This window comes from Streptomyces lacrimifluminis, assembly GCF_014646095.1.
GTDB lineage: Bacteria > Actinomycetota > Actinomycetes > Streptomycetales > Streptomycetaceae > Streptomyces > Streptomyces lacrimifluminis.
The window spans coordinates 50,828-71,861 of the sequence record NZ_BMMU01000035.1; the positions used below are offsets into that span (position 1 = coordinate 50,828).

15 protein-coding genes and 8 pseudogenes are annotated in these 21,034 nt (G+C 68.3%); 14 read left to right on the plus strand and 9 right to left on the minus strand.

All coding sequences use genetic code 11. The annotated features are described in order from the left end of the window. Positions 1-48: 48 nt before the first annotated feature. Positions 49-828 (plus strand): SGNH/GDSL hydrolase family protein, encoded by a 780-nt coding sequence (locus IEY89_RS34475; RefSeq protein ID WP_189151482.1) that lies wholly within the window; start codon positions 49-51, stop codon positions 826-828. 256 nt (positions 829-1,084) lie between these two features. Here the strand turns inward: IEY89_RS34475 and IEY89_RS34480 are convergent, their stop codons facing one another. Continuing rightward, a complete protein-coding gene (locus IEY89_RS34480) occupies positions 1,085-1,645 on the minus strand; it encodes an SMI1/KNR4 family protein (RefSeq protein WP_189151483.1) in 561 nt (186 codons plus the stop codon). Between the two features lie 225 nt (positions 1,646-1,870). Continuing rightward, positions 1,871-2,113 carry a hypothetical protein gene (locus IEY89_RS34485; protein ID WP_189151499.1) on the minus strand — a complete coding sequence of 81 codons (243 nt, stop codon included), beginning with the start codon at positions 2,111-2,113 and terminating at the stop codon, positions 1,871-1,873. Between the two features lie 7 nt (positions 2,114-2,120). Here IEY89_RS34485 and IEY89_RS42060 point away from each other — a divergent pair, with 7 nt between their 5' ends. After that, complete coding sequence (locus IEY89_RS42060; protein WP_189151484.1) at positions 2,121-2,381, plus strand: hypothetical protein; 261 nt, start codon at positions 2,121-2,123, stop codon at positions 2,379-2,381. Positions 2,382-2,636: 255 nt separating this feature from the next. Here the strand turns inward: IEY89_RS42060 and IEY89_RS34495 are convergent, their stop codons facing one another. After that, positions 2,637-2,996 carry a hypothetical protein gene (locus IEY89_RS34495; RefSeq protein ID WP_189151500.1) on the minus strand — a complete coding sequence of 120 codons (360 nt, stop codon included), beginning with the start codon at positions 2,994-2,996 and terminating at the stop codon, positions 2,637-2,639. A gap of 40 nt (positions 2,997-3,036) precedes the next feature. On the opposite strand from IEY89_RS34495, the pseudogene IEY89_RS34500 reads away from it, so the two are divergent. The 6 genes and pseudogenes from IEY89_RS34500 to IEY89_RS34525 all read left to right on the plus strand — a co-directional run. Then, positions 3,037-3,174, plus strand: a pseudogene (locus tag IEY89_RS34500) (transposase); the annotation flags it as partial. 10 nt (positions 3,175-3,184) lie between these two features. Next, positions 3,185-3,757 (plus strand): annotated as a pseudogene (locus IEY89_RS34505) (FAD-dependent oxidoreductase); the annotation flags it as partial. A gap of 451 nt (positions 3,758-4,208) precedes the next feature. Next, positions 4,209-5,006 (plus strand): cytochrome P450, encoded by a 798-nt coding sequence (locus IEY89_RS34510; protein ID WP_308437474.1) that lies wholly within the window; start codon positions 4,209-4,211, stop codon positions 5,004-5,006. A gap of 1,111 nt (positions 5,007-6,117) precedes the next feature. Continuing rightward, positions 6,118-7,248, plus strand: coding sequence for an ABC transporter substrate-binding protein (locus IEY89_RS34515; protein ID WP_189151497.1), 1,131 nt, complete (start codon positions 6,118-6,120; stop codon positions 7,246-7,248). 182 nt (positions 7,249-7,430) lie between these two features. Then, positions 7,431-7,541: pseudogene (locus IEY89_RS34520) on the plus strand (telomere-protecting terminal protein Tpg); the annotation flags it as partial. A 254-nt stretch (positions 7,542-7,795) separates the two neighbouring features. Continuing rightward, positions 7,796-8,233 carry a VOC family protein gene (locus IEY89_RS34525; protein ID WP_189151485.1) on the plus strand — a complete coding sequence of 146 codons (438 nt, stop codon included), beginning with the start codon at positions 7,796-7,798 and terminating at the stop codon, positions 8,231-8,233. A gap of 48 nt (positions 8,234-8,281) precedes the next feature. On the opposite strand, the pseudogene IEY89_RS34530 reads toward IEY89_RS34525, so the two are convergent. The 3 pseudogenes from IEY89_RS34530 to IEY89_RS42065 all read right to left on the minus strand — a co-directional run. Next, positions 8,282-9,471 (minus strand): annotated as a pseudogene (locus IEY89_RS34530) (IS110 family RNA-guided transposase). Positions 9,472-10,094: 623 nt separating this feature from the next. Next, positions 10,095-11,069, minus strand: a pseudogene (locus IEY89_RS34535) (cytochrome P450); the annotation flags it as partial. After that, positions 11,069-11,167, minus strand: a pseudogene (locus IEY89_RS42065) (fumarylacetoacetate hydrolase family protein); the annotation flags it as partial. The pseudogenes IEY89_RS34535 and IEY89_RS42065, both read right to left, overlap by 1 nt. Before the next feature lies 1 nt (position 11,168). Here IEY89_RS42065 and IEY89_RS34540 point away from each other — a divergent pair. The 5 genes and pseudogenes from IEY89_RS34540 to IEY89_RS34560 all read left to right on the plus strand — a co-directional run. After that, positions 11,169-11,572, plus strand: a pseudogene (locus IEY89_RS34540) (fumarylacetoacetate hydrolase family protein); the annotation flags it as partial. A 129-nt stretch (positions 11,573-11,701) separates the two neighbouring features. Further along, positions 11,702-12,337 carry a TetR/AcrR family transcriptional regulator gene (locus tag IEY89_RS34545; RefSeq protein WP_189151486.1) on the plus strand — a complete coding sequence of 212 codons (636 nt, stop codon included), beginning with the start codon at positions 11,702-11,704 and terminating at the stop codon, positions 12,335-12,337. Positions 12,338-12,547: 210 nt separating this feature from the next. Then, entirely contained in the window at positions 12,548-14,005 is a 1,458-nt protein-coding gene (locus tag IEY89_RS34550) for an APC family permease (protein WP_189151487.1), read from the plus strand. Between the two features lie 519 nt (positions 14,006-14,524). Beyond that, complete coding sequence (locus IEY89_RS34555) at positions 14,525-16,015, plus strand: aldehyde dehydrogenase (protein ID WP_189151498.1); 1,491 nt, start codon at positions 14,525-14,527, stop codon at positions 16,013-16,015. After that, positions 16,000-16,730, plus strand: a pseudogene (locus IEY89_RS34560) (gamma-glutamyl-gamma-aminobutyrate hydrolase family protein). Before IEY89_RS34555 ends, IEY89_RS34560 begins: the two are co-directional and overlap by 16 nt. A 284-nt stretch (positions 16,731-17,014) precedes the next feature. Here IEY89_RS34560 and IEY89_RS34565 read toward each other — a convergent pair. Continuing rightward, positions 17,015-17,593 carry a MarR family winged helix-turn-helix transcriptional regulator gene (locus IEY89_RS34565; RefSeq protein ID WP_189151488.1) on the minus strand — a complete coding sequence of 193 codons (579 nt, stop codon included), beginning with the start codon at positions 17,591-17,593 and terminating at the stop codon, positions 17,015-17,017. Between the two features lie 388 nt (positions 17,594-17,981). Beyond that, on the minus strand, positions 17,982-18,581 hold the full coding sequence (locus IEY89_RS34570) for a TetR/AcrR family transcriptional regulator (RefSeq protein WP_189151489.1): 600 nt from the start codon (positions 18,579-18,581) through the stop codon (positions 17,982-17,984). Between the two features lie 421 nt (positions 18,582-19,002). On the opposite strand from IEY89_RS34570, the gene IEY89_RS34575 reads away from it, so the two are divergent. Beyond that, a complete protein-coding gene (locus IEY89_RS34575; protein ID WP_189151490.1) occupies positions 19,003-20,448 on the plus strand; it encodes a pyridoxal phosphate-dependent decarboxylase family protein in 1,446 nt (481 codons plus the stop codon). On the opposite strand, the gene IEY89_RS42070 is transcribed toward IEY89_RS34575, so the two are convergent. Beyond that, positions 20,336-20,986 carry a DDE-type integrase/transposase/recombinase gene (locus IEY89_RS42070; protein WP_189151491.1) on the minus strand — a complete coding sequence of 217 codons (651 nt, stop codon included), beginning with the start codon at positions 20,984-20,986 and terminating at the stop codon, positions 20,336-20,338. The genes IEY89_RS34575 and IEY89_RS42070 overlap by 113 nt on opposite strands. Positions 20,987-21,034 lie beyond the last annotated feature (48 nt).

Consider the following 21,034-nt stretch of genomic DNA (forward strand, 5'->3'; position numbering starts at 1 on the left):
GGTCGACCGACCGCTGGGTATGTTTATCGGGCTATCATCTCTGTCGCCATGCAGACGAATGCCTCATACACCAGCCTTGTCGCGGTCGGCGACTCCTTCACCGAGGGCATGTCGGACCGACTGCCGGACGGTTCCTATCGCGGCTGGGCCGATCTCCTCGCGGCCCGGATGGCCGCCCGCACGCCCGGCTTCCGGTACGCGAACCTCGCCGTGCGCGGCAAGCTGATCGGGCAGATCGCCGCGGAGCAGGTGCCGGTCGCGGTGGCGATGGAGCCGGACGTCATCACGCTGGTGGGCGGGCTGAACGACACACTGCGCCCCAAGTGCGACATGGGGCGGGTGCGCGGGCTCCTGGAGGAGTCCGTGGAGCAGCTGGCGCCCGCGTGCAAGCAGCTGGTGCTGATGCGCAGCCCCGGCCGCCAGGGCCCGGTCATGGAGCGCTTCCGGCCGCGCATGGAGGAACTGTTCACCTGCATCGACGACCTCGCGTCCCGGCACGGCGCCCTCGTGGTCGACCTGTACGGGGCCGCCTCGCTCGGCGACCCCCGTCTGTGGGACGTCGACCGGCTGCACCTGACGAGCGAGGGCCACCGGAGGGTCGCCGAGGCGGTCTGGCAGACCCTCGGGCACGAGGCCGAGGACCCCGAGTGGCACACGCCCGTGCCGGCCACGGCACCGCCCGGCTGGGGCGCCCGCCGGGTCGCGGACGCCCGCTTCGCCCGGCAGTACCTGCTGCCGTGGATCGGGCGTCGGCTGACAGGGCGGTCCTCCGGAGACGGAATGCCGGCGAAACGACCGGAACTGTCGCCGTACGACGACCTGTCGTAGCTTCGCATGACGACCTGCCGTCACTTCGCGCACGACGGCCTCTCCTAGCTCCCTTCGAACACGGGCGCGAACGCCTCGAAGGCGACCGCGAAGCAGTCGCCTCACTCGCCGAAGGCCTCGCCGACACCCCACCCCGCCCCAGCGGGTCACACTCCCAAGGAACTGGGGACGGCCGACAGCTTCGTTCGTCCCTCTCACTGAGCTCATGAAGTCGGCGGAACTGGAGAGGACCACCACAGGCCGCACTCCTGAAGAGTCACGCAGCGTCATACCAGGGCTTGTTCGCCGCCCAATGGCGGACCCAGCCAGCAAAGCCAGGCTCAGCAGTGGTGAACCCGAACTGCTCGCCGAAGGGGACAGCACCGACGTCGCTGATCAGCCAAACGTGCCCGCGGTGAGGTCCCGTGACGATGAGATGCCAGTTCATCGCGCACCCGTCGGTGCCGAGCACGACCGAGCCGTGGTTGTAGACCTGTTCAAGGAGTTCGTCGGCATCCTCGGACTGGTCCGAGGCTTCCTCCCACATCCATGCCTCCGCCAGCGGGAACGGCTTGCTCAGGTCGCGTTCCTGCTCGTCATCGCCCCAGTCGTCCGGCAGCTCCGCCACCGACAGCAGTCCGTACTCGGGCGGCCCGGAGTACGAACCGTCCGTCATCTCCGCGACGAAGGTCCGATACGGCTCGGGCAGCACGATCCCGTGTTCTGCCTCGAAGGCATGGACTGCCTCCCAGCCAAGAGCCGACTCTCCTCCGTCATCGACGTCGAACGCCGCACGAAGTACCGCCAGCTCGGCAGGGTCGGCTTGATCAATATTCATGCGGCATGGATACCACCTCGCTGCGACAACGCCCCGCGCGCTGCGGCACTAACACCTGCCCCTTGGCATCTTCCTGCCCCCCCCAGGAAGGTCACCCCTGTCTCAATTCTCAAAAACTTGTCCGTTACCACGATATGCCGACGCCCGACATGGCCACACCCTCGCGTCCTCGGCATGGGGCGATTCCTGCGGCTGCCGTGTGGAGAGTATCCGTGAGATCGAACTTCAGACCACCCTCCAGGAGCCGCTCCACTTCCTCCGCGGCCACGACGGGGATGCCGTGCCCGCCACACTCGCGGATCGCTGCGGCCCATGGGGCGCCGGACGCCTGCGCAGCTCTCCGGGTATGCGGAGGGGGCGGGTGGTGGGGTCCATGGCGGAGAACGCGCCGTCGTGGATGCCCAGGGCGAACCGGTCGTAGGGGAGTACGTCGAGGACGTACCGGGTGCCGCGCACGAGGCGGAACATTCAGGAGGTGCACACGGTGTCGCCCGGCCACGCGTACGTGAGCAGCTCCCCGAACTCCCGCACCATGCCCGCCCGACGTGCCGCTCTGGGTCCGGCCTCACCTGACCTCATCCGTCGAGCCACCCTGTCGTTCACCGAGGCCAAGCCGGTGAGCATCGGCTTCGACCCCGTGCGGGAGGTGGACTTCAGCCGACCGGCCGCCCTGTACTGGGGTTCACCGAGGTGGAGCGGTTCGAGGCCTGGGGCGCCGAGCGGTGGCTCGGCATGAGATCCCCGCTCACGCCGTCCGGCTGAGGGTAAGGCGGGTGCCGCGCAGCAAGGCTCTGCCGCCAACTGGAGTTCGCGCGGGTTCCCCAAGATGCTCGGCAGCCGTATCGGCGCAGGTGCCCAGGTGCGCATTCTGCGTGAGACTTTCCCAAGTCGGCGCGAGGTTCTGGGACTTACGGACAGATTCCGCTAGCGGAGCCGGAAACCTGCTCGTCCATGCAGGAATCCGGAAGCCGCTGCTCAGGCGATCCATCCCTCACCGTGTCGGTGACGGTCCAATCCCAGCGGAAAACTCATTCTCTCCGGTGCTCGCCACGACGCCCAGCCGTCGAAGAGCCTGTGAGATGGCGCTGCCAGCCGGCAGAAAAGGCTGGCCCTCCTGTACATGGGGCGGTCCCAGCACGATGGTGCCGCCATCCCACACGGCAGCCTGCTGCTCGCCCGCACCGCCGAAGTACTCGGCTTCCACGTAGGCCACCGGCCCAGCGGTCGGCCAGTCAGCGAGGGTCTTCTCGAACCCTCCAGGCAGCCGCCAGAACCCCAAGCCCGCATCGCTGCCGTCCGCGACAGACTCAATGAGGGCGTCTGTCGGGCCTTGACCCCTGATGTTGAACACACGAGACACTGGATCCTGAGGATCTGAGAACGGACATCTCGTGGTCATGAAGAACTACCCGCCGGAGTTCAAGGCGGACGCGGTCGCGCTGTACGAGTCGCGGCCGGAGGCGACGATCAGGTCGGTCGCCGCCGATCTGGGGATCAATCCGGAGACGCTGCGGAACTGGGTCCGGGCAGCCGGAGCGAGTCGGCCCCGGCGGTGTACGCCTCGGCGATGGCAGCGCACTCAAGGCCGACGAGGTACTCGTGGCCATCGGCTCACTGCCCAACACCGAATGGCTGGAGGGCAGCGGCCTGACCGTCGGCGACGGCCTGGTGTGCGACGAGTTCGGTGCCGCTACCCCCGGCGTGTACGGAGCCGGCGACGTGGCCTGGTGGCACAACCCTCTGTTCGGCACCCGGATGCGCATCGAGCACCGCACGAACGCCGCCGAACAGGGTGTGGCCGCCGCCCGCAATCTGCTCACCCCCAAGGCGCGCAAACCCTTCGCGCCGGTGCCGTACTTCTGGTCCGACCAGTACGGCATGAAGATCCAAGCCTACGGCTACCTGCGCGGACACGACGAGGCCACCGTCGTGGAGGGCGATCTGGCCTCCCGCCGGTTCGTCACCGCCTACCGCAGCCGCGGCCGCCTCACCGGAGTCCTCGCCGGAGTCCTCGCCGTCGGCATGCCGCCGAAGGCGATCCGGGCATGGCGCCAGTCCGTCGCCCTGCGCGTCGCCTGGCGCGAGGTCGTGAGTGCGGCCCGGGCGGCTTGATACCCCCACCCCGCCGGCCCCGTCCCATCAAGATAAGGAATCCCATGTCGGAAACCCTGCCCGAGCGTCGTTCGATCCCCGTACAGCGGGTGAAAGGCTGCCCGTTCGACCCGCCCCCCGAGCTGAGCGAACTCCGGGCGAAGGAGCCGGTGTGCCCGATCATCATGCCGGACGGCACCGACGGATGGCTGCTCACGCGCTACGACGACATCTACGCGACCCTGCGCAACCACGAGACCTTCAGCTCCCGCGGTGAACTGCGCACCTCGCCCATCGGAACCCCGCTCTTCGCACGCAGGCCCGCCGAGGTCGGTAACCTGGCCGCCATGGATCCGCCGGACCACACCCGGCTGCGCCGCAAGCTCCAGGGCAAGTTCACACCAAGCGGGTCGCCCGGCTCGCCGATCCCATCACTCAGATCGTCAACGAGCGCCTCGACGAGATGGAGCGCATGGGCCCTTCGGTCGACCTGGTCGAGACGTACGCCCTGCCCATACCCTCGCTGGTCATCTGCGAACTCCTCGGCGTGCCCTATGGGAAGCGCGAAGAGTTCCAGTCCCGTACCGCCAGTCTGCTGAAAGTGGGCGGCACCACGGAAGAGTACGGTGCGGCGGTCCAAGGGGTCCTGGACATCGTCCACGAACTGGCCCGCCACAAGCGCGCCCATCCTGCGGACGACATCCTCAGCGAACTCGCCCAGGACGAGGAACTCTCCCTGGAGGAGGCGGCCTTCCTCGGCCTGGGCCTGCTCGTGGCCGGTCACGAAACCACCGCCAACATGATCGCCCTGTCCACCTTCGCCCTGCTCCAGCACCCCGACCAACTGGCCCTGCTGCGCGAAGACCCCGCCGGCCGGATCGACAACGCGGTCGAGGAACTGCTCCGCTACCTGACCGTCCCGCAGTTCGGAGGGGAGCGCGCCGCTCTGCAAGACGTCGAGGTCCGCGGCCGGCAGATCAAAAAGGGTGACGTGGTGATCCCCGCCCTGATGACGGCCAACCGTGACCCGGAACGCTTCGAAGACCCCCACACCCTCGACATCGGCCGCTCCGCCACCAGTCACCTGGCCTTCGGCTTCGGCGTCCGTCAGTGCGTCGGCCAGCAACTGGCCCGCGTCGAGATGCGCATCGCGATTCCCGCGCTCCTCGAACGGTTCCCGACCCTGCGTCTGGGCGCTCCCGCAGACGAGATCGAGATGCGGACGAACAGCTTCGTCTACGGCGTCGCCGCTCTTCCGGTGGCCTGGTGACCGAATCCGCCTTCAGACGACAGTAGGTTCCACCTGCTGCTGATGAGAGCCGCGCCTCTGGTCAGCAGCCCCCGCTTCCTCTGCCGCCAACACGCGGCAGGACGACTCCTCTGTTCCCGTCCGCCTCTGCGACCGTCCGGCTGCTGGGCGTCACCACGCCCATGCCGCCGCCGGTCCCTCATCCCTCCCGATGTTCACCTCCGCCGAACTGACGATTGTTTCCGGCCCGACCGCGCGCGGTGGGGCCGGAAACCGGTGACGCTCGAAGGGTGTTTCGCTGGTGTACGGAGCGGTGGCCGGCCTGGTGTGTTGCTGGTTCGGTGAGAGGCGGAGTGGGCGGCTTCGGTGGGGAGGCCGCGGTGTAATCCAGGTCTGTCGTCAGCTGTCTCCGCAGGACACAGCTGAGCGACGGTGGGAGCACTTGGCGGATCTGTTCCGCTCACGGCCTCAGCGAGGCTTGGTGGAGCCGCCCGACTCGACGCAGGCCCTGTATTGCCCAGTCTCGGCTCCGCTCGACCACGAGGTGCCCCCACCGTCAAGGCCGCCGATCACGAGCGGCAGGTCGGCGGTGGACAGCATGTAGTTGCGGTTCACCCGGATGAGGAGTCCGGCGTGCTCGACGGCGCCCCGGGCACTTCACGCCACGGCACCACCCACCCGGCCAACGGTGGCCGCAACAGCAGACCCAGTGCGACTCGCATCACACCGAGTGCCCCCATGGCAACAACATCTGATGTGTCAGATACCGTCTTGTCAGATGAATGGCTCGCGTCAGCGGGCCCCATCCTCGACCGAACAGCGAAGAGTCCTGATGAGCACACTCGAATTCACCAGCCTCGATCTGGACTTTCCGGTCGGCAGCAAGAACAGGACCGCCACCCTCGTCAACAGCGATCAGGAGGCGCTGCCGACCGACACCGGCCGCACCCCCGCCGACGGCCACCGGCTCGCCTCCGACATCCTCGACTCCGGCAAGCCTCACCGCCGGTCTGAGGCGCAGACCGTACGAGACCACCGGCTTCGCTGCTCCCGCTCCCACGCTCCCGGCCGAGGCGGTCCGCCGCCCGTACACCGGGAACACCCCTGCCCCCACGGAGAAAGGGTTACCCCAATGACGAGCCTTCCCAGTCGACGACGACTCCTAGCTACCGGAGCGGGCGCCGCGCTCGGACTCGGCGCGCTCGGCGCCACCGCGTCCCCCGCCTCGGCCACAGCCGCACACGGCGCCGGCGCCGAGGAGACCAGGACCCTCGACGAGCTGTACCAGGCCGCCATCGCCGAAGGCGGCAAGCTCGTGATCTACGCGGGCGGCGACCTCGCCAACTCGGGCAGCGGTGCCGGCGCCCGGACCGCCTTCCGCCAGCGGTTCCCGCAGATCGACCTCAACCTCATCGTGGACTACAGCAAGTACCACGACGTCCGCGTGGACAACCAGTTCGCGACCGACACCCTGGTCCCCGACCTGGTGCAGTTGCAGACGCTGCACGACTTCACCCGCTGGAAGAGCCAGGGGCGGCTGCTGCAGTACAAGCCCGCCGGCTTCAGCAAGCTCCACAAGAAGTTCCGGGACGCGGACGGTGCCTGGGTGGCCGGCATGGTCATCGCCTTCAGCTACCTGTACGACGTGGCGGCGGCCGGGGCCGACGCGCCGCAGACGCCGCTGGACCTGGTCGACCCGCGCTGGAAGGGCGCCATCGCCTCCTCCTACCCACACGACGACGACGCGGTGCTCTACCTCTACGCCCTCTACGCCAAGACCTACGGCTGGGACTGGATAGCCGACTTCGCCGCACAGCAGCCGCAGTTCGCCCGCGGCACCTTCTCCCCCGGCACCGCGGTCACCAACAAGGAGAAGATCATCGGCGTCGGCGCGGGTGGCAACCCGCTCGCCACCACCCCGAACCGCTGGGTGATGACCGACGGGCACCCGTTCATGGCGTGGGGACAGCGGCTCGCGATCCTGAAGCAGGCCGCCAACCCCACAGCGGCCAAGCTCTACCTCAACTGGCAGCTGTCCACCGAGCGCCAGACCTCCAACAGCTGGTCGGTGCGCACGGACATCGCGCCCCCCACCGGCCTCAAGCCGATCTGGGAGTACCCGAACGCCAACCTGGACGGGTTCCCCCGCTTCATGGAGGACCGGGCCCAGGTCGAGCGGCTGAAGCAGACCTTCGCCCTCTACTTCGGTGAGGTCAAGGGCGACCCGACACCCGGCTGGCCAGGTCTGCACCCGGGCGCCTGACCCTCCACCAGTCCCCGTACGTGGCGGGTTCGACGGCTTGGGTTGTCACATCGGCGTGGTCGGATTACAGCCAGCAGCGACGCGGGCGCGCCGTACGCCGGCCGTAGCTCGCGCTCACCACGTGCGGGGTCCTGGTTCCAGCGACCCCGCTGGCCATCGACGAGTTAATCGCCCACGCCCCCCAGCTCAAGGGCACCAGGGCGGTTGCCCAGATGCTGCGGATCTCTCAGCGCACTGTGAAGCGGTACGTCAAAGACCAGATCAGAAAGCCACGTCCGGACCTCGCCGCGCGGTGTGGTCACGGGGCTCCTCGGGGTGGCCTGGAGAGGCGGAAGAAAGGGGCGACGAATGGGAGTCGCGGGAACCAAGAGCTTCTGAACAGTTGATCAGTATTGCATCGTGCGGGAACTGACCTGTCGCAGCGAAGGTTGAGTGATTCTCATCGATTCCTAATGCCGTTCGTCAAGCCGCGGCGCACGCTTGAGGTAGCGGGCAGGATGTGTCGGAGGTGCGCGGTACAGTCCGTTCATCCGACTGGGGAGGGCTCATGGCGACCAAGTGGAGCTTGACGATCGACTGCGCGTACCCGGCGAAACTGGCCGCGTTCTGGGCGCTGGCGTTGGGCTACGAGGAGAAGCCCGCGCCCGCAGGGTTCGGGAGCTGGGAGGAGTGGTTCTCGCATCATGAGGTTCCGGAGGACGAGTGGGATGACGGGGCGTACCTCTCAGATCCGGACGGCGTGGGCCCCACCTTGTCCTTCCTGAAGGTGCCGGAGCCGAAGGTGGCGAAGAATCGGCTGCATATCGACGTGCAGGTTGGTGGCGGCCGTGAAACCTCGTGGGAGGTGCGCTGGCCGCGCGTGGTCGAGGCGGTGGAGCGGTTGACCGCTGCGGGCGCGATCGTGGTCCGCGAGGACGAGTTGCAGGGCAGGCCGGATCACGTGGTGATGGCAGACCCGGAAGGTAACGAGTTTTGCCTGGTCTGACGGGGTCGGTCAGGCCAACTGGCCGCGCGCAGCGTGTCGCGTCCCTTCCTATGCGGCAGCCCTTGCCGGCGGAGCTGGCTCGTAGCGCCGTCCGTCGCGCAGAAGGGCCCAGAGGACGTTGACGCGGCGGCGAGCGAGAGCCAGGACGGCCTGGGTATGGCGCTTGCCCTCGGCACGTTTGCGATCGTAGAAGCGCCGGGATTCCTCGCAGTGGCGGATGCTGAACAACGCCGAGGTGTAAAAGACGCGTTGGAGGCGGCGGTTGTATCGCTGCGGGCGGCGCAGGTTCCCGCTCAGCTTCCCGGAATCGCGGGGCACCGGGGCGACGCCGCCGAAGCCGGCGAGGCGGTCGGCGGTGCCGAAGACAGTCATGTCACCGCCAGTGGCTGCCAGGAACTCGGCGCCGAGGATAACGCCCAGGCCAGCATGCTGGTGATCACCTCGAAGGTGTGGTGGTCGCGAAACCGGGCCTCGATGGCCTTGTCGATCTCGGCGACCTGCTGGTTGAGGCTCATCACTTCCTTCGCCAGCGTGTGTACCAACGTGGCGGCCAGCTTCTCGCCGGGCAGGCTCGTGTGCTGCCGTTCGGCGGCCTGGACAGCGATTTCGGCGAGCCGATCGGGGCGGACGACGTGGCGGTTGCGCAGCCAGGTCTCCAGCCGCTTGACGCCGATCCGGCGAATAGCCGCGGGGGTCTGATAGCCGGTCAGCAGGGTGAGCGGGCCGGTGTTGGTGAGGTCCAGGGCCCGCTCCAGGCCGGGGAATATGCCAGTGAACTGGGCACGGAGGCGGTTGACGGTGCGGGTGCGGTCGGCGACCAGGTCCATGCGGCGGCCGGTGAGGATCTTGAGATCGATGACGGTGTCGTCGCCGGTGCGTAAGGGGTGCAGGTCCCGGCGGACGCGGACCTGGTCGGCGATGACGGCGGCGTCCTTCGCGTCGGTCTTGCCCTCGCCGCGGTAGCTCTCGGAAGCGCGGTGGATGGCCCGGCCGGAGATGTAGTGGACCGGCTGGTCGCGGTTGACCAGGAGCGCGATGGCCAGGGCGGCACCGCCGTCGGCCAGGTCGATGCCCCAGGTCACCTCGTCACCCAGGGCCAGGATGTCGGCGAGGAGTTCGAGCAGTTCGGGTTCGTCGTTAGCGACGCGTCGCGACAGCAGCCGGCGGCCGCTCTCGTCGATCGCGACGCAGTGATGGTGGGCTTTGCCTGCGTCGATGCCGGCCCAGATCGCGGCCATGTGGTGCCTCCGTGCGGTGGTGTTGCTGGTGCCTCCCACGGACGACCTCGCTGTCGATTCCCTACGTAGCGATCATTCGCAATTCCTAATTGGCAGCCGAGTCGTCGTGGGGCGTCGGGCGGCCAATCGATGGAAGCCACAAGTGGCAGAAGTTTGAAAGCCACACCCGACGCCCCTGGGTGGATGAACCATACGAAGGGCTCACCACGTCCCGCAGAACAACGTAGGGAAGGTTGAGCGACCTTGCCGGACGCATATCGCATTATTCGGGGTCAATGCCGCTTCGACTCGAGGCCGGATTCGTGGTGGGCCTCGCCCGGACCACCCCAGTGCAGGCCATCACTGCTGTAGTCGTGGCGGTGAGGAAGAGCATGAACGTCCACGACGCGTCGGCGGCGTCGATGCGGCCGATCCGCCTGTTGCCGAGATGCGAGGCGGGCGCTGGAGCCGGGCTTGGTCGCCCAGCTCACCGGGAGATGGAAGACCGGCAGAGCCCCGAACGGCAAGACCATTTGGTGCGACCATGCCCTTGGCGAACGGCCGCGATCAGAGTGTTGCTGCCGCAAGCACACAGAGCTGTGGGCACCCAGCGGTCCGGGTGGCCACAGCTTGTGTACAGGCGGTCAGGCGAGGGTGACCTCGACCGGCAGTTTCTTGATGCCGTTGACGAAGTTGGAGCGGACCCGGGGGACGTCGCCGGCGAGGCAAATGCCGGCGAGGCGCGGGATCAGTTCCTCGAACATGATGCGGATCTCGGTGCGGGCGAGCAGGTTGCCCAGGCACAGGTGGGGGCCGCCCTTGCCGAAGGTGAGGTGGTCGTTGTCCTGGCGGGTGACGTCGAAGTCGTACGGGTTGCCGAAGACCTCTTCGTCGCGGTTGCCGGAGGCGTACCACATGACGACCTTGTCGCCCTCCTTCACCCGCTTGCCGCCGAGTTCGACGTCGCGTGTCGCGGTACGGCGGAAGTGGTAGACGGGCGTGGCCCAGCGCAGGAACTCCTCGACGGCGACCGGGATGAGAGAGGGGTCTTCCTGGAGCCTGGTCAGCTGCTCGGGGTGCTGGATGAGGGCCAGCATGGAGTGCGAGATGGTGTGCCGGGTGGTCTCGTTGCCGGCCACGACCAGCAGCAGGAAGTAGTTGTCGAAGTCCTGCGCGGAGAGCGGGACGCCGTCGCGCGGGGTTTGGTTGATGAGTCTGGAGATCAGGTCGGTGCCGGTGCCGCCCCGCCGCTGCCGGGCCAACTCCCGTCCGTACTCGAAGACCTCCAGCGAGACCGGGCTGCGGAAGGGTAGATCCTTGTACTGCTCGCTCTCCTCGCTGTGGAGGAGGACATCGGCGTAGTCGGGGTCCGTGTTGCCCATAATCCGGTTGCCCCAGTCGATGAGCTGCTGGTTGTCCTCCGGGGGGACGTCGAGGAGCCGGGCGAGGACGTTGATGGGGAAGTCGGCGACGAAGTCGAACGTGCCCTTGGCGAGGGCTGTGTCCAGCGTCCTGGCGGTCAGGCCGCGCAGGAAGTCGGCGTACTCGTTGATGACGCCCTGGCCGAACTGGCGCTGCAGCAGGCTGCGCATCGCTCGGTGGCGTACGCCGTCCAGTTCACCCGCAGCATCGAACCGGCGTCGGTGTCGCGGAAGTCGTGCAGGCCGTAGTCGTTGGCGACGGTGTAGCCCGCGATGTACTCGCCCGCCTCGGCAGGGGGCTCCGACACCCTGTGTCCGCTCGGCCCGGGCCTGGTCACCGACTGGGACTTCCACGGCAAGTACCTGCGCACGTACGTCAACGGCGAGGTCGTCCAGGACGGTTCGACGGATGAGATGGAGTGGGACATGCACTACCTCGTCGCCGACATCGCGCGCACCATCACTCTCCACCCCGGCGACGTGCTGCTCTCCGGTACCCCGGCCAACTCCCGCCCTGTCCAGCCCGGTGACATCGTCGAAGTCGAGGTCGAGGGCCTGGGGCGGCTCACCAACCACATCGTCACCGGCCCCACCTCGATCCGTACGGACGTCGAGCCCAGCCCACCGAATCGGAAGAGGTCCTGTCCACCGCGCTCGGCGGCGACTGGGAGTTCCGCGGTATCCGGCACCCCAAGCGCTGATGCCCACCGTAGGCGGAACCGCACCCGGCCTGCCGCGACGGCGCCCGGCGCGGTGCTTCACCTGTCCGTCCCGTGCGGCCGGGCAGGGGAGAGGCCGCCGTGCGTGTACGGGCCGGTAGGGTCGCACCCATGACCGAAGCCACCGGGACCACTGAGGGCCGCAGGCCGCGCAAGCGGGTGAACTACGGGGAGGGCCGGGAGGCCCTGCTCAACGCGGCCGTGCGGGTGGTGGCCCGGGGCGGTCTGCGCAAGCTCACCTATCGCGCGGTGGCGGAGGAGGCAGGGGTCACCCACGGTCTTGTCGTCCACCACTTCGGCACCCGCGACGCGCTGATCGAGGAGGCGCTCGCCCACACCGTACGCTCCAGCCTGAGCGTCAGCGCGGTCGAGCCGGGGACCGGCAAGGTGTCCGACTTCTCGGCCGGAGTGTCCGAGATGGTCACGGCCGATCCGGACACCCAGGTCTTCCAGTACGAGCTGCTGCTCGAATCCCGGCGAAGGCCGGAGCTGCTGCCGCTGATCCGTGGGCTGTACGACGAGTACTTCGATGCCACCGAGCGCGAGCTGTCCCGGATACTCCCCGAGGGTGCGAACCGGGCGATGACGCGGCTGGTCTTCGCCGCCCTCGACGGTCTCGTCCTGCACCAGCTCGTTCTGGGCGGCGGACCCGAGGTCACTGACGCGGCCATCGAGGAGCTCCGCTCCCTGCTGCGGTTGCTCGACGCCGACGCAGACGGCGAGAGTGCGGGCGACAGCGGCGCCTGACTCGCCGACCTGCCTTGTTGTGAGGCCCCGGACGCTTGGCGCCCGGGGCCTCGTTCGGCTCGGATGTCACCTCGGCCACGGCCTCGTACAGACGATGCGGTGGCCTAAAAACACCACACAAACCCTTGTCATCTGGATGGTTCCAGCCCACTACGAGGCAACTCGTTTGGCTCGAAACGAAATCTCTCCCCTTCCAGGCAGGTGATCCGCGTGGACAGTCAGACGGTCGAACCAACACAGACCGTGCAGAGCCCCTCCGCTGCAGGCCGGCTCAAATCCAACTCCCTCGGTGTTCTGGGAATCCTCTTCTTCGTTCTCTCCGCGCAGGCGCCGCTGACCGGCATAGCCGGTGCCGTGCCCATCGCCGTCGCCATCGGCAACGGCGCGGGTGCGCCCGCCGCGTATGCCGCGGTCGGCGCCGTCATCCTGCTGTTCTCCGTCGGCTTCGTCGCCATGGGGCGACATGTCGTGGACGCCGGCGCCTTCTACACCTACATCGGCAAGGGGCTCGGCCGCCCCATCGGCTCCGGGAGCGCAGGAGTCGCGCTCTTCGCCTACTGTGCGGTCCAGGCCGCCATGTACGGCTTGTACGGCTTCATCGTCAGCGGCCTGGTCGAGCAGTACACGGGGCTGAGCGCACCGTGGTGGGTCTGGGTCCTGGTCACCATGGTGATCGTCCAGATCCTCGGTGCCGCCGGGATCGAGATGGGCGCCAAGATCCTCGGCGTCTTCGTCCTGGCCGAGTTCAGCATCCTGTTCGTCTTCGCCCTGGTGACCTTCTTCAAGGGCGGCGGTCCCGAGGGGCTGGGCTTCGCCCACAGCTTCTCGCCCCATGCGGCCCTGCAGGGGGCACCGGGCGTGGCGCTGATGTTCGCTGTGGCGTCGATGTTCGGCTTCGAGGCCACCGCGATCTACGGCGAGGAGGCACGGGAGCCCCGCAGGACCGTCCCCCGGGCCACGTACCTGTCCGTCATGGTCGTCACCGTCTTCTTCGCCTTCACCTCGTGGATGCTGGTCTCCGCCCATGGCGCCTCGAACGCCACCGCGGCCGCCGGGAAGGCACTGGAGAGCGGCGACGCCACGTCCTGGGTCTTCGCGCCGATCACCGCGCAGTTCGGCGGCTGGGCAGGCGACGCGCTGCCCATCCTGCTGGCCACCTCCCTCTTCGCCGGCGTCCTCGCCTTCCACAACTCCGCCAACCGCTACCTGTTCTCACTCGGCCGCGACGGCCTGCTGCCGCGCGGGCTGACCGCGATCAACCGACGCCACTCGCCCTGGGCGGCCGGCGGTCTGCAGACCGTGATCTCGCTCGCGTTGGTCATGCCCTTCGCGCTGCTGGGCAAGGACCCGGTGCTGAGCCTCTTCTCCTGGTTCAGTGGGGTCGCGGTGCTGGCGGTCATGCTCCTGTACTTCCTGACCTCCGTCTCGGTGGTCGTGTTCTTCCGCCGGGAACGGCTGGACACTCGCGCCTGGAACACGCTGATCGCCCCCGTCCTGGGTGCGCTCGGCATCGCCGGTGCCATCTGGCTGATCCTGGCCAACTTCACCACCCTCATCGGCGGGGACCAGGGCACGGCGATGTGGCTGGAGCTCACCGTCCCGGCGGTCCTGGTCCTGGGCGTCATCGCCGCGCGACTGACCCGTGGCAGGGCAATGGCCGACGTCTGAGCCTGCCTCGCGGTGTGGCCGGCCCGGTCCTTGTCCTCCCCCTCGGGCCCGGACCGGCCACACCGACCTCTCCGGGCCGGGGGAGGGGTTGCCCTGAGTCCGGGGTGCGTGAAGAAGGCCGTCAGCCGGCCGCTGTGCCACGTGACCGACGTGCCGGCCGTACGCACCGCTCCGCGCCGCCGAGGTCGAGGCAGTCGCGCGTCATAGCCCTGGTGATTTCCGGATCCGCATCCACAGAAAGCGCCCCACCTGGAACGCCGGCCTATCTCCGGGCGCGATGACGCATTGACCGATCCACCGAGCCCGGTGGTCGGCCCCCGGCGGCCGAAGCAGGCACCGAGCACCGGTACGCCGAGGTGCTGATCCATGCGCAGGGGCGCGAGTTCGCCCGTGCATGTCCATGACCCGTTGACCGTACGACCGAACGACAAGCCGGTCGAGACCCCGGTCTCCCCTGCGGGGACCGCCCGGGGCTTATCGTTTGGATTCAAACGTAATGCCATGACCTGGAGGCTACGCATGCTGGACATCACCCACGACGACTGGCTGCGCCGGGCCAAGGCACTGGACGTGTCAGGTGCGCACCACATCGACGGCGCCGACGAACCCGGCGGCGGGCAGTCCTACCCGGCCGTCTCGCCCCGCGACGGGCAGGTGCTGGCGCACGTGGCCGACGCTCAGCCCGCCGAGGTGGACGCCGCTGTGGCCGCCGCGCGCCGGGCCTTCGACTCGGGGCCGTGGCCACGCCTCGCACCTGCCGACCGGGGCCGGGTCCTGTTGCGGATCGCTGATCTGCTGGAGGAGCAGCGGCACCGGCTGGCGCTGACGGTCAGCCTGGAGATGGGCAAGCCGATCACGGACGCGTACGACATCGAGCTGCGCGCCGCGATCAACACCTTTCGGTGGTACGGGCAGCTGGCGGACAAGCTCACCGACGAGTCGCCGCACACCGCTCCCGACGCGCTCGCCCTGGTCACCCGCGAGCCGGCGGGTGTCGTCGGCGCGGTCGTCCCCTGGAACTTCCCTCTCACACTGGCGAGCTGGAAGGTCGCTCCGGCGCTCGCGGCCGGCTGCACCGTGGTGCTCAAGCCGTCGGAGAACTCGCCGCTGTCCGCGTTGCTGCTCGGTCGGCTGGCGACCGAGGCCGGGCTGCCGCCGGGCGTACTCAACGTCGTCACCGGCGACGGGCCCACCGCCGGACGGGCGATCGGCCTCCACCTGGACGTCGACGTGCTGGCCTTCACCGGATCCACCGCCGTCGGGCGGCACTTCCTGCGGTACGCGGCCGACTCCAACCTCAAGCGCGTCTGGCTGGAGCTGGGCGGCAAGTCACCCAACATCATTCTCCCGGACGCACCCGACCTGGAGAAGGCCGCCGAAACCGCCGCCTGGGGCATCTTCTTCAACCAGGGCGAGATGTGCACGGCCCCTTCGCGGCTGCTCGTCCACTCCTCTGTTGCCGAGCGCGTGACGGACACCATCGTGGCGCGGGCCCGGGAACTACGGATCGGTGACCCGCTCGACCCGGCGACCGAGATGGGGGCGCTGGTCGGTGAGCGCCACCTGCAGCGCGTACTGGAGCACATCGGCACCGGCCTCAACGAGGGCGCTCGGCTGCGGGCCGGGGGCAGCCGCACACTCGCCGACACCGGCGGCAGTTACCTGCAGCCCACCGTCTTCGACCACGTGGATCCGGACATGCGGCTGGCCCGTGAGGAGATCTTCGGCCCCGTCCTGTCCGTGCTCACCTTCGACGACCTCGACGAGGCCGTCGCGCTCGCCAACGACACCGAGTACGACCTGGCCGCCGGGCTGTGGACCTCCGACCTGTCCACCGCCCACCAGGTCTCGCGCGCGCTGAAGGCCGGCACGGTCTGGGTCAACTGCTACGAGGAGGGCGACCTCACCGTGCCCTTCGGCGGCGTGAAGCAGTCCGGCAACGGACGCGACAAGTCCGCCCACGCCATCGAGAAGTACACCGAACTCAAGACCACCTGGATCCAGCTGTGACGACGCCCGCGCGACCGCTGATCGCGATCCCCGCCCGCTTCGCGCCTCCACCTCCGCCCTGCGCTACGCCGCCGAGGTCAACGCCCGCGCGCTGGTCGAGGCGGTCTGGCGGGCCGGCGGCGAACCGGCCACCATCCACCCCGCCGAGCCCACCGCCGCAGGCGTGGCCGCCCGCCTCGCCCGCTTCGACGGCGTCCTCCTCCCCGGCGGCGGCGATCTCGCCCCGTACCGCTAGGGCGCGACCGACACCCACGACAGCGTGTACGACGTCGACGACCTCCAGGACGCCTTCGACCTGGAAGTCGCCCGCCAGTCCATCGACCTGGGCCTGCCCCTGCTCGCGATCTGCCGCGGCCTCCAGGTCGTCAACACCGCCCTCGGCGGCACCCTCCACCAGGACATGGGCGGTCCGGACCGCGAGCACCGGCATGTCGTGCACCCGATGGCGATCCGGCGCGGCTCGCTGCTGGAACAGGCCACCGGCGCCGAGAAGGTGGAGGCATCCTGCTACCACCACCAGCGGGTCGACCGTACGGGCGCCGGCCTCACGATTACCGCCCGGGCCGCCGACGACACGGTGGAAGGGCTCGAACTGCCCGGAGTTCTCGGCTGGTTCGCCGCGGTCCAGTGGCACCCCGAGGACACCGCCCTCGAAGACCCCGCCCAGCAGGGACTGTTCGACGCCCTTGTAGGCGCCGCACGCGACCGCCATTGACAGCACGAGAACTCACCGCCGTCTTCCTCGTCGGACGCCGCACACGTCCTGCCCCCGCGGTTACCTCGCTCCCGGCATAGCTCTGCGGCGCATCACCGCCGCCCGAGGGCTGGGACCGCAGGACATCGCCATCGCCCGATGCGATCAGCTGCCGCGGTCCACCGGCGGGGAGTGGGATCGCTGCCACCGCGTCACCGGTAACGCGGGGGCTCCGAGCGCCGCCGTCCGTCATCGCGGCGGAGGTGTTCTCCCTCTGAGTCCTGCCCCGCTGCGCGGGCTCCCCTTCACGCCTTCGGCTTCGGACGGCGACCACTGCGACGCAGGGCGGGCTCGGCACCGTTCAGCAGGGCGCGCCGACGCTCCTCGCCGTGCTCCTCGACCTGGAGCACAACTCGTCGCAGTCCGTCCGCGACGCTGCGGCACTCGTCGTCGTCCAGCTGCTCGGCAACGAATGCCTCCTCCTCGTTGAACTGCGGAAACACCCGCCGCATCAGTTCCTCACCCTCGCCCGTGAGGCTGAGCAGAACCAGCCTCCCGTCGGTGGGATGACCGCCCCGCCGCATCAGCCCCCGAGCCTCCAGCGTGCGCGCGACCCCAGTGAGTGTGCCCTTGGAGATCCCCGCTTCCTCAGCCACGTGCCGGGTCTCCGACTCGCCCCAGATCCAGACCACCCAGAGCACGACGAACGCCGTCCAGGTGAGATCGGATCCGCGGAGCACGGAGTTCTCCAGATGCTGCCGTACCGCCGAGGCCGCCCGGTGGATATTGGCCACCACAGCCATCTGCTCACGGCGGATCGGGATGCCGCCGAGCTTCGCAGCGGCCAGCTTCTCGGCTTCGGTGATGGATCGATGGCCGGGCACGGGCACACCCCTTCGACGTCTCTGCGACGCACTGGACCGACATTACCGTTCGGACCCAAATTGTACGAAGCTCAAGTGAGGGAGCGCTCGGCCATCGGCCGCCGATGTACACGGCACCTGCCTACGCGGCCGCTGCCGAGAAGCCCGGCGCGTCGATTCTCGCCCCTTCGCATGTCTGCAGGGCGGAAGACGGCGCGAAGCCGGGCCGGCAGTGGTGCACGCCACCCGGACTACGGCACGAACGAACTGCTGAGGCGTTCCCGGCTGCCGTGGTTTTCCGCTGCGGACGGTGGTGTCGCGGGTCCATGGGCACCCGTGGTTGTGACACAAGGGACGGATCAGATGCAACTGATCCACAGGTGAGTACTTCTGCGCCTGCGTGCTCAGATCATGAGGTGCCGGTCTGCAACCCCGCGATGAGTCCGTCGAGTATCCGCAACTGGCGGGAGGGTGTGGTCAGGCGAGCCGCGAAGATCGCGTTGATCTGGAGTCCCATCAGCGTGGCCATCGCAAGGTCCAAGAACGCATCGAGATCGCAGGATGGGTTGATCTCTCCCGCTTCAGCCGCAGTGTGCAGATACGAGAGCATCTGATCGCGCCAGCGCGATATCGCCTGGTCGTAGACGCCGATCAGTTCCTGATCGGCTACCGCGTAATTCCAGAAGCCGATGACCACGCGGGCCTCATTGAGACGCTCGTCGTCCAGGGGCATGATCTCGACGCAGAACTTGCGGAACGCGTTCAGGCCGTTGGCGCCGGCGATGGTACGGGCGGCCCGCTGCTCGGTGGCTGCATTGGCGCGCTCCAGCGCGGCCCGCAGAATGGCTGCTTTGGTGGGAAAATATCGTGCGAGCGCACCGTTGGTGAATCCAGCTTCGGCGGCGAGATCCCGCATGTTCAGCGCCGCGAACCCTCGCCGCGCGACAAGGCGCCATACGGCTTCGATGATCTCTTCACGCCGCGCGTCGTGGTCCACGATCTTGGGCATGGTGACACCTTACCAACGGGTAGACGCCTGAATGCCGAGGGCTTGGTCGCACTCGCGTGCCTCACGGCGGATGAGTCCGAGGGGTCGTGTGACCGCAGACCCGGCGCTGTGACCTGGTGAAACTCTTACGCCACGTGCTCGCGGCAGGGGCGCACGGAGCGAGGGTGAAGAGCTGTCGTTCCCGGTGGCCGTGAGAGGGGTCCCCATGGCGCCCCCTTCCCAGCGACCCCATAAGGGATTACATTGGAGCTATTAATCTCCAACTGTAGACGAAAGGCTCTGGTGCGGCACCAGTCGGTACGCGGCATCGAGGCCCTCTGGATCCGGTAGCGGCCAACTCGCCCCGGGCACCTGATCATCCCCAGCGCTCAGGTGGGCGCTCAGCCCTCGTCATGACCAACACCACCTCTTAGGACAGAGCATGCCTGATCTCGAGCCAGATGAATTCCGCCGCCAGGGCCACCAGTTGGTCGACTGGGTCGCCCAATACCGCACCTCGCTCCCTTCCCTGCCCGTGCGGCCGAAGGTCTCACCGGGCTCCGTGAAGGCTCAGCTTCCTCGTGAACTGCCTGAGCAGCCGTCCCAGGCGCTGGGCGATGATCTCATCGCCTTGCTCAACGACGTGGTCGTCCCCTCGTCGCTCCACTGGCAGCACCCGGGCTTCTTCGGCTACTTCCCAGCGAACGCGTCCCTGCTGTCGCTCCTCGGTGACATCGCATCGGGCGGGATCGGAGCGCAGGGAATGCTCTGGTCGACATCGCCGGCCGGGACGGAGATCGAGCAGGTCCTGCTCGACGGCCTGGCGGATGCCCTGGGCCTTGGTCGCGAGTTCACTTTCGCCGGAGGCGGAGGCGGTTCGCTGCAGGATTCGGCTTCGTCGGCATCGTTGGCCGCCCTGCTGGCTGCGCTGCAGCGCAGCAACCCGGACTGGCGCGAACACGGCGTGGACGGCACCGAGACGGTGTACGTCACTGCCGAGACCCACTCGTCACTGGCCAAGGCCGTGCGTGTGGCCGGGCTCGGCGCGCGAGCATTGCGGATCGTCCCCTTTACCCAGGGCACGCTGTCCATGTCGGCGGATGCCCTGGCAGACATGCTGGCCAAGGACGCGGCCGCCGGAAAGAGGCCGGTCATGGTCTGTCCGACCGTGGGAACAACCGGCACGGGTGCCATCGACCCCGTGAGAGACGTCGCGCTGGCAGCGCGTGCGTACGAGGCGTGGGTGCACGTCGACGCCGCGTGGGCAGGAGTCGCGGCGTTGTGTCCCGAGTTCCGCTGGCTCCTGGACGGCGTGAACCTTGTCGACTCGTTCTGCACCGACGCACACAAGTGGTTCTACACCGCCTTCGACGCCTCGTTCATGTGGGTGAGGGATGCCCGAGCGCTGCCCACAGCACTGTCCATCACGCCGGAGTACCTGCGTAACGCTGCGACCGAATCCGGCGAAGTCATCGATTACCGCGACTGGCAGGTCCCGTTGGGCCGTCGTATGCGTGCGTTGAAGATCTGGTCGGTGGTGCACGGCGCCGGACTGGAAGGCCTGCGCGAAAGCATCCGCGGCCACGTCGCCATGGCCAACTCCTTGGCCGACCGGATCGAGAGCGAGTCGGGCTTCGCCCTGGCCACCCCGCCATCACTGGCACTCGTATGTCTGTACCTCGTCGACCGGGAAGGGCGCCCCGACGACGCCGCTACCAAGGCAGCAATGGAGGCGGTCAACGCCGAAGGGCATTCCTTCCTCACCCACACATCGGTCAACGGTCACTTCGCGATTCGCGTCGCCATCGGCGCGACGACGACGCTGCCCGACCACATCGACACCCTGTGGGACTCGCTTCGCAAAGCCGCTCGCCAGAGCGGCGGATGACTACTGACCTTGGCGGATAGCTTCGGGTGCCGGGGTTGAGGGTCAGGCCCGTTTTGAAGTTTCCCCGTGCTCGTGGACACTCGTTGGTTATGCCGCGAGAGCGTGTTGGTGGCGCTGCCTGGTCTCGACCGGGGTGAGATAGCCGAAGGTTCTGTGTTTGCGCGGGCGGTGGCCAGGTCCGGGTTCCGGTCTCCTCCTTGAGCAGAGCCCAGAAGCTCTCCGCGGCGGTATTGTCGAAGCGTGATCCGGTGCGTCCGCGGCTCTGGCGCAGCCCCAACGCTCGTATCCGGTCGCGGAATCGGGCCGATGTGTACTCGCTGCCGCGATCGCTGTGTATGACACAACCGGGCTCCACATGCGCCCGGCCGTGAGCCATGCCGAGGGCGTCGGTGACGAGTTCGGCGCGATGGTGGTCGGCCATGGCGTAGCCGACGACCTCGCGGGTGGCCAGGTCGAGCCGGCAGGCGAGGTAGAGCCAGCCCCCGGCGGTGGGCAGGCAGGTGATGTCGCCGACCAGCCTGATGCGGGCGCTCGGCATGGAAGTCGCGGCCGATCAGGTCCGGGGCCGGCTTCGCCTTCGTGTCCG

What these genes read in the sequence shown, in the direction of transcription:
- IEY89_RS34475 (WP_189151482.1), top strand. Translation starts at nt 49, where the DNA reads ATGCAGACGAATGCCTCATACACCAGCCTTGTCGCGGTCGGCGACTCC.
- IEY89_RS34480 (WP_189151483.1), bottom strand. Translation starts at nt 1,645, where the DNA reads ATGAATATTGATCAAGCCGACCCTGCCGAGCTGGCGGTACTTCGTGCG.
- IEY89_RS34485 (WP_189151499.1), bottom strand. Translation starts at nt 2,113, where the DNA reads ATGTTCCGCCTCGTGCGCGGCACCCGGTACGTCCTCGACGTACTCCCC.
- IEY89_RS34510 (WP_308437474.1), top strand. Translation starts at nt 4,209, where the DNA reads ATGGGCCCTTCGGTCGACCTGGTCGAGACGTACGCCCTGCCCATACCC.
- IEY89_RS34515 (WP_189151497.1), top strand. Translation starts at nt 6,118, where the DNA reads ATGACGAGCCTTCCCAGTCGACGACGACTCCTAGCTACCGGAGCGGGC.
- IEY89_RS34525 (WP_189151485.1), top strand. Translation starts at nt 7,796, where the DNA reads ATGGCGACCAAGTGGAGCTTGACGATCGACTGCGCGTACCCGGCGAAA.
- IEY89_RS34545 (WP_189151486.1), top strand. Translation starts at nt 11,702, where the DNA reads ATGACCGAAGCCACCGGGACCACTGAGGGCCGCAGGCCGCGCAAGCGG.
- IEY89_RS34555 (WP_189151498.1), top strand. Translation starts at nt 14,525, where the DNA reads ATGCTGGACATCACCCACGACGACTGGCTGCGCCGGGCCAAGGCACTG.
- IEY89_RS34570 (WP_189151489.1), bottom strand. Translation starts at nt 18,581, where the DNA reads ATGCCCAAGATCGTGGACCACGACGCGCGGCGTGAAGAGATCATCGAA.
- IEY89_RS34575 (WP_189151490.1), top strand. Translation starts at nt 19,003, where the DNA reads ATGCCTGATCTCGAGCCAGATGAATTCCGCCGCCAGGGCCACCAGTTG.
- IEY89_RS42070 (WP_189151491.1), bottom strand. Translation starts at nt 20,986, where the DNA reads ATGCCGAGCGCCCGCATCAGGCTGGTCGGCGACATCACCTGCCTGCCC.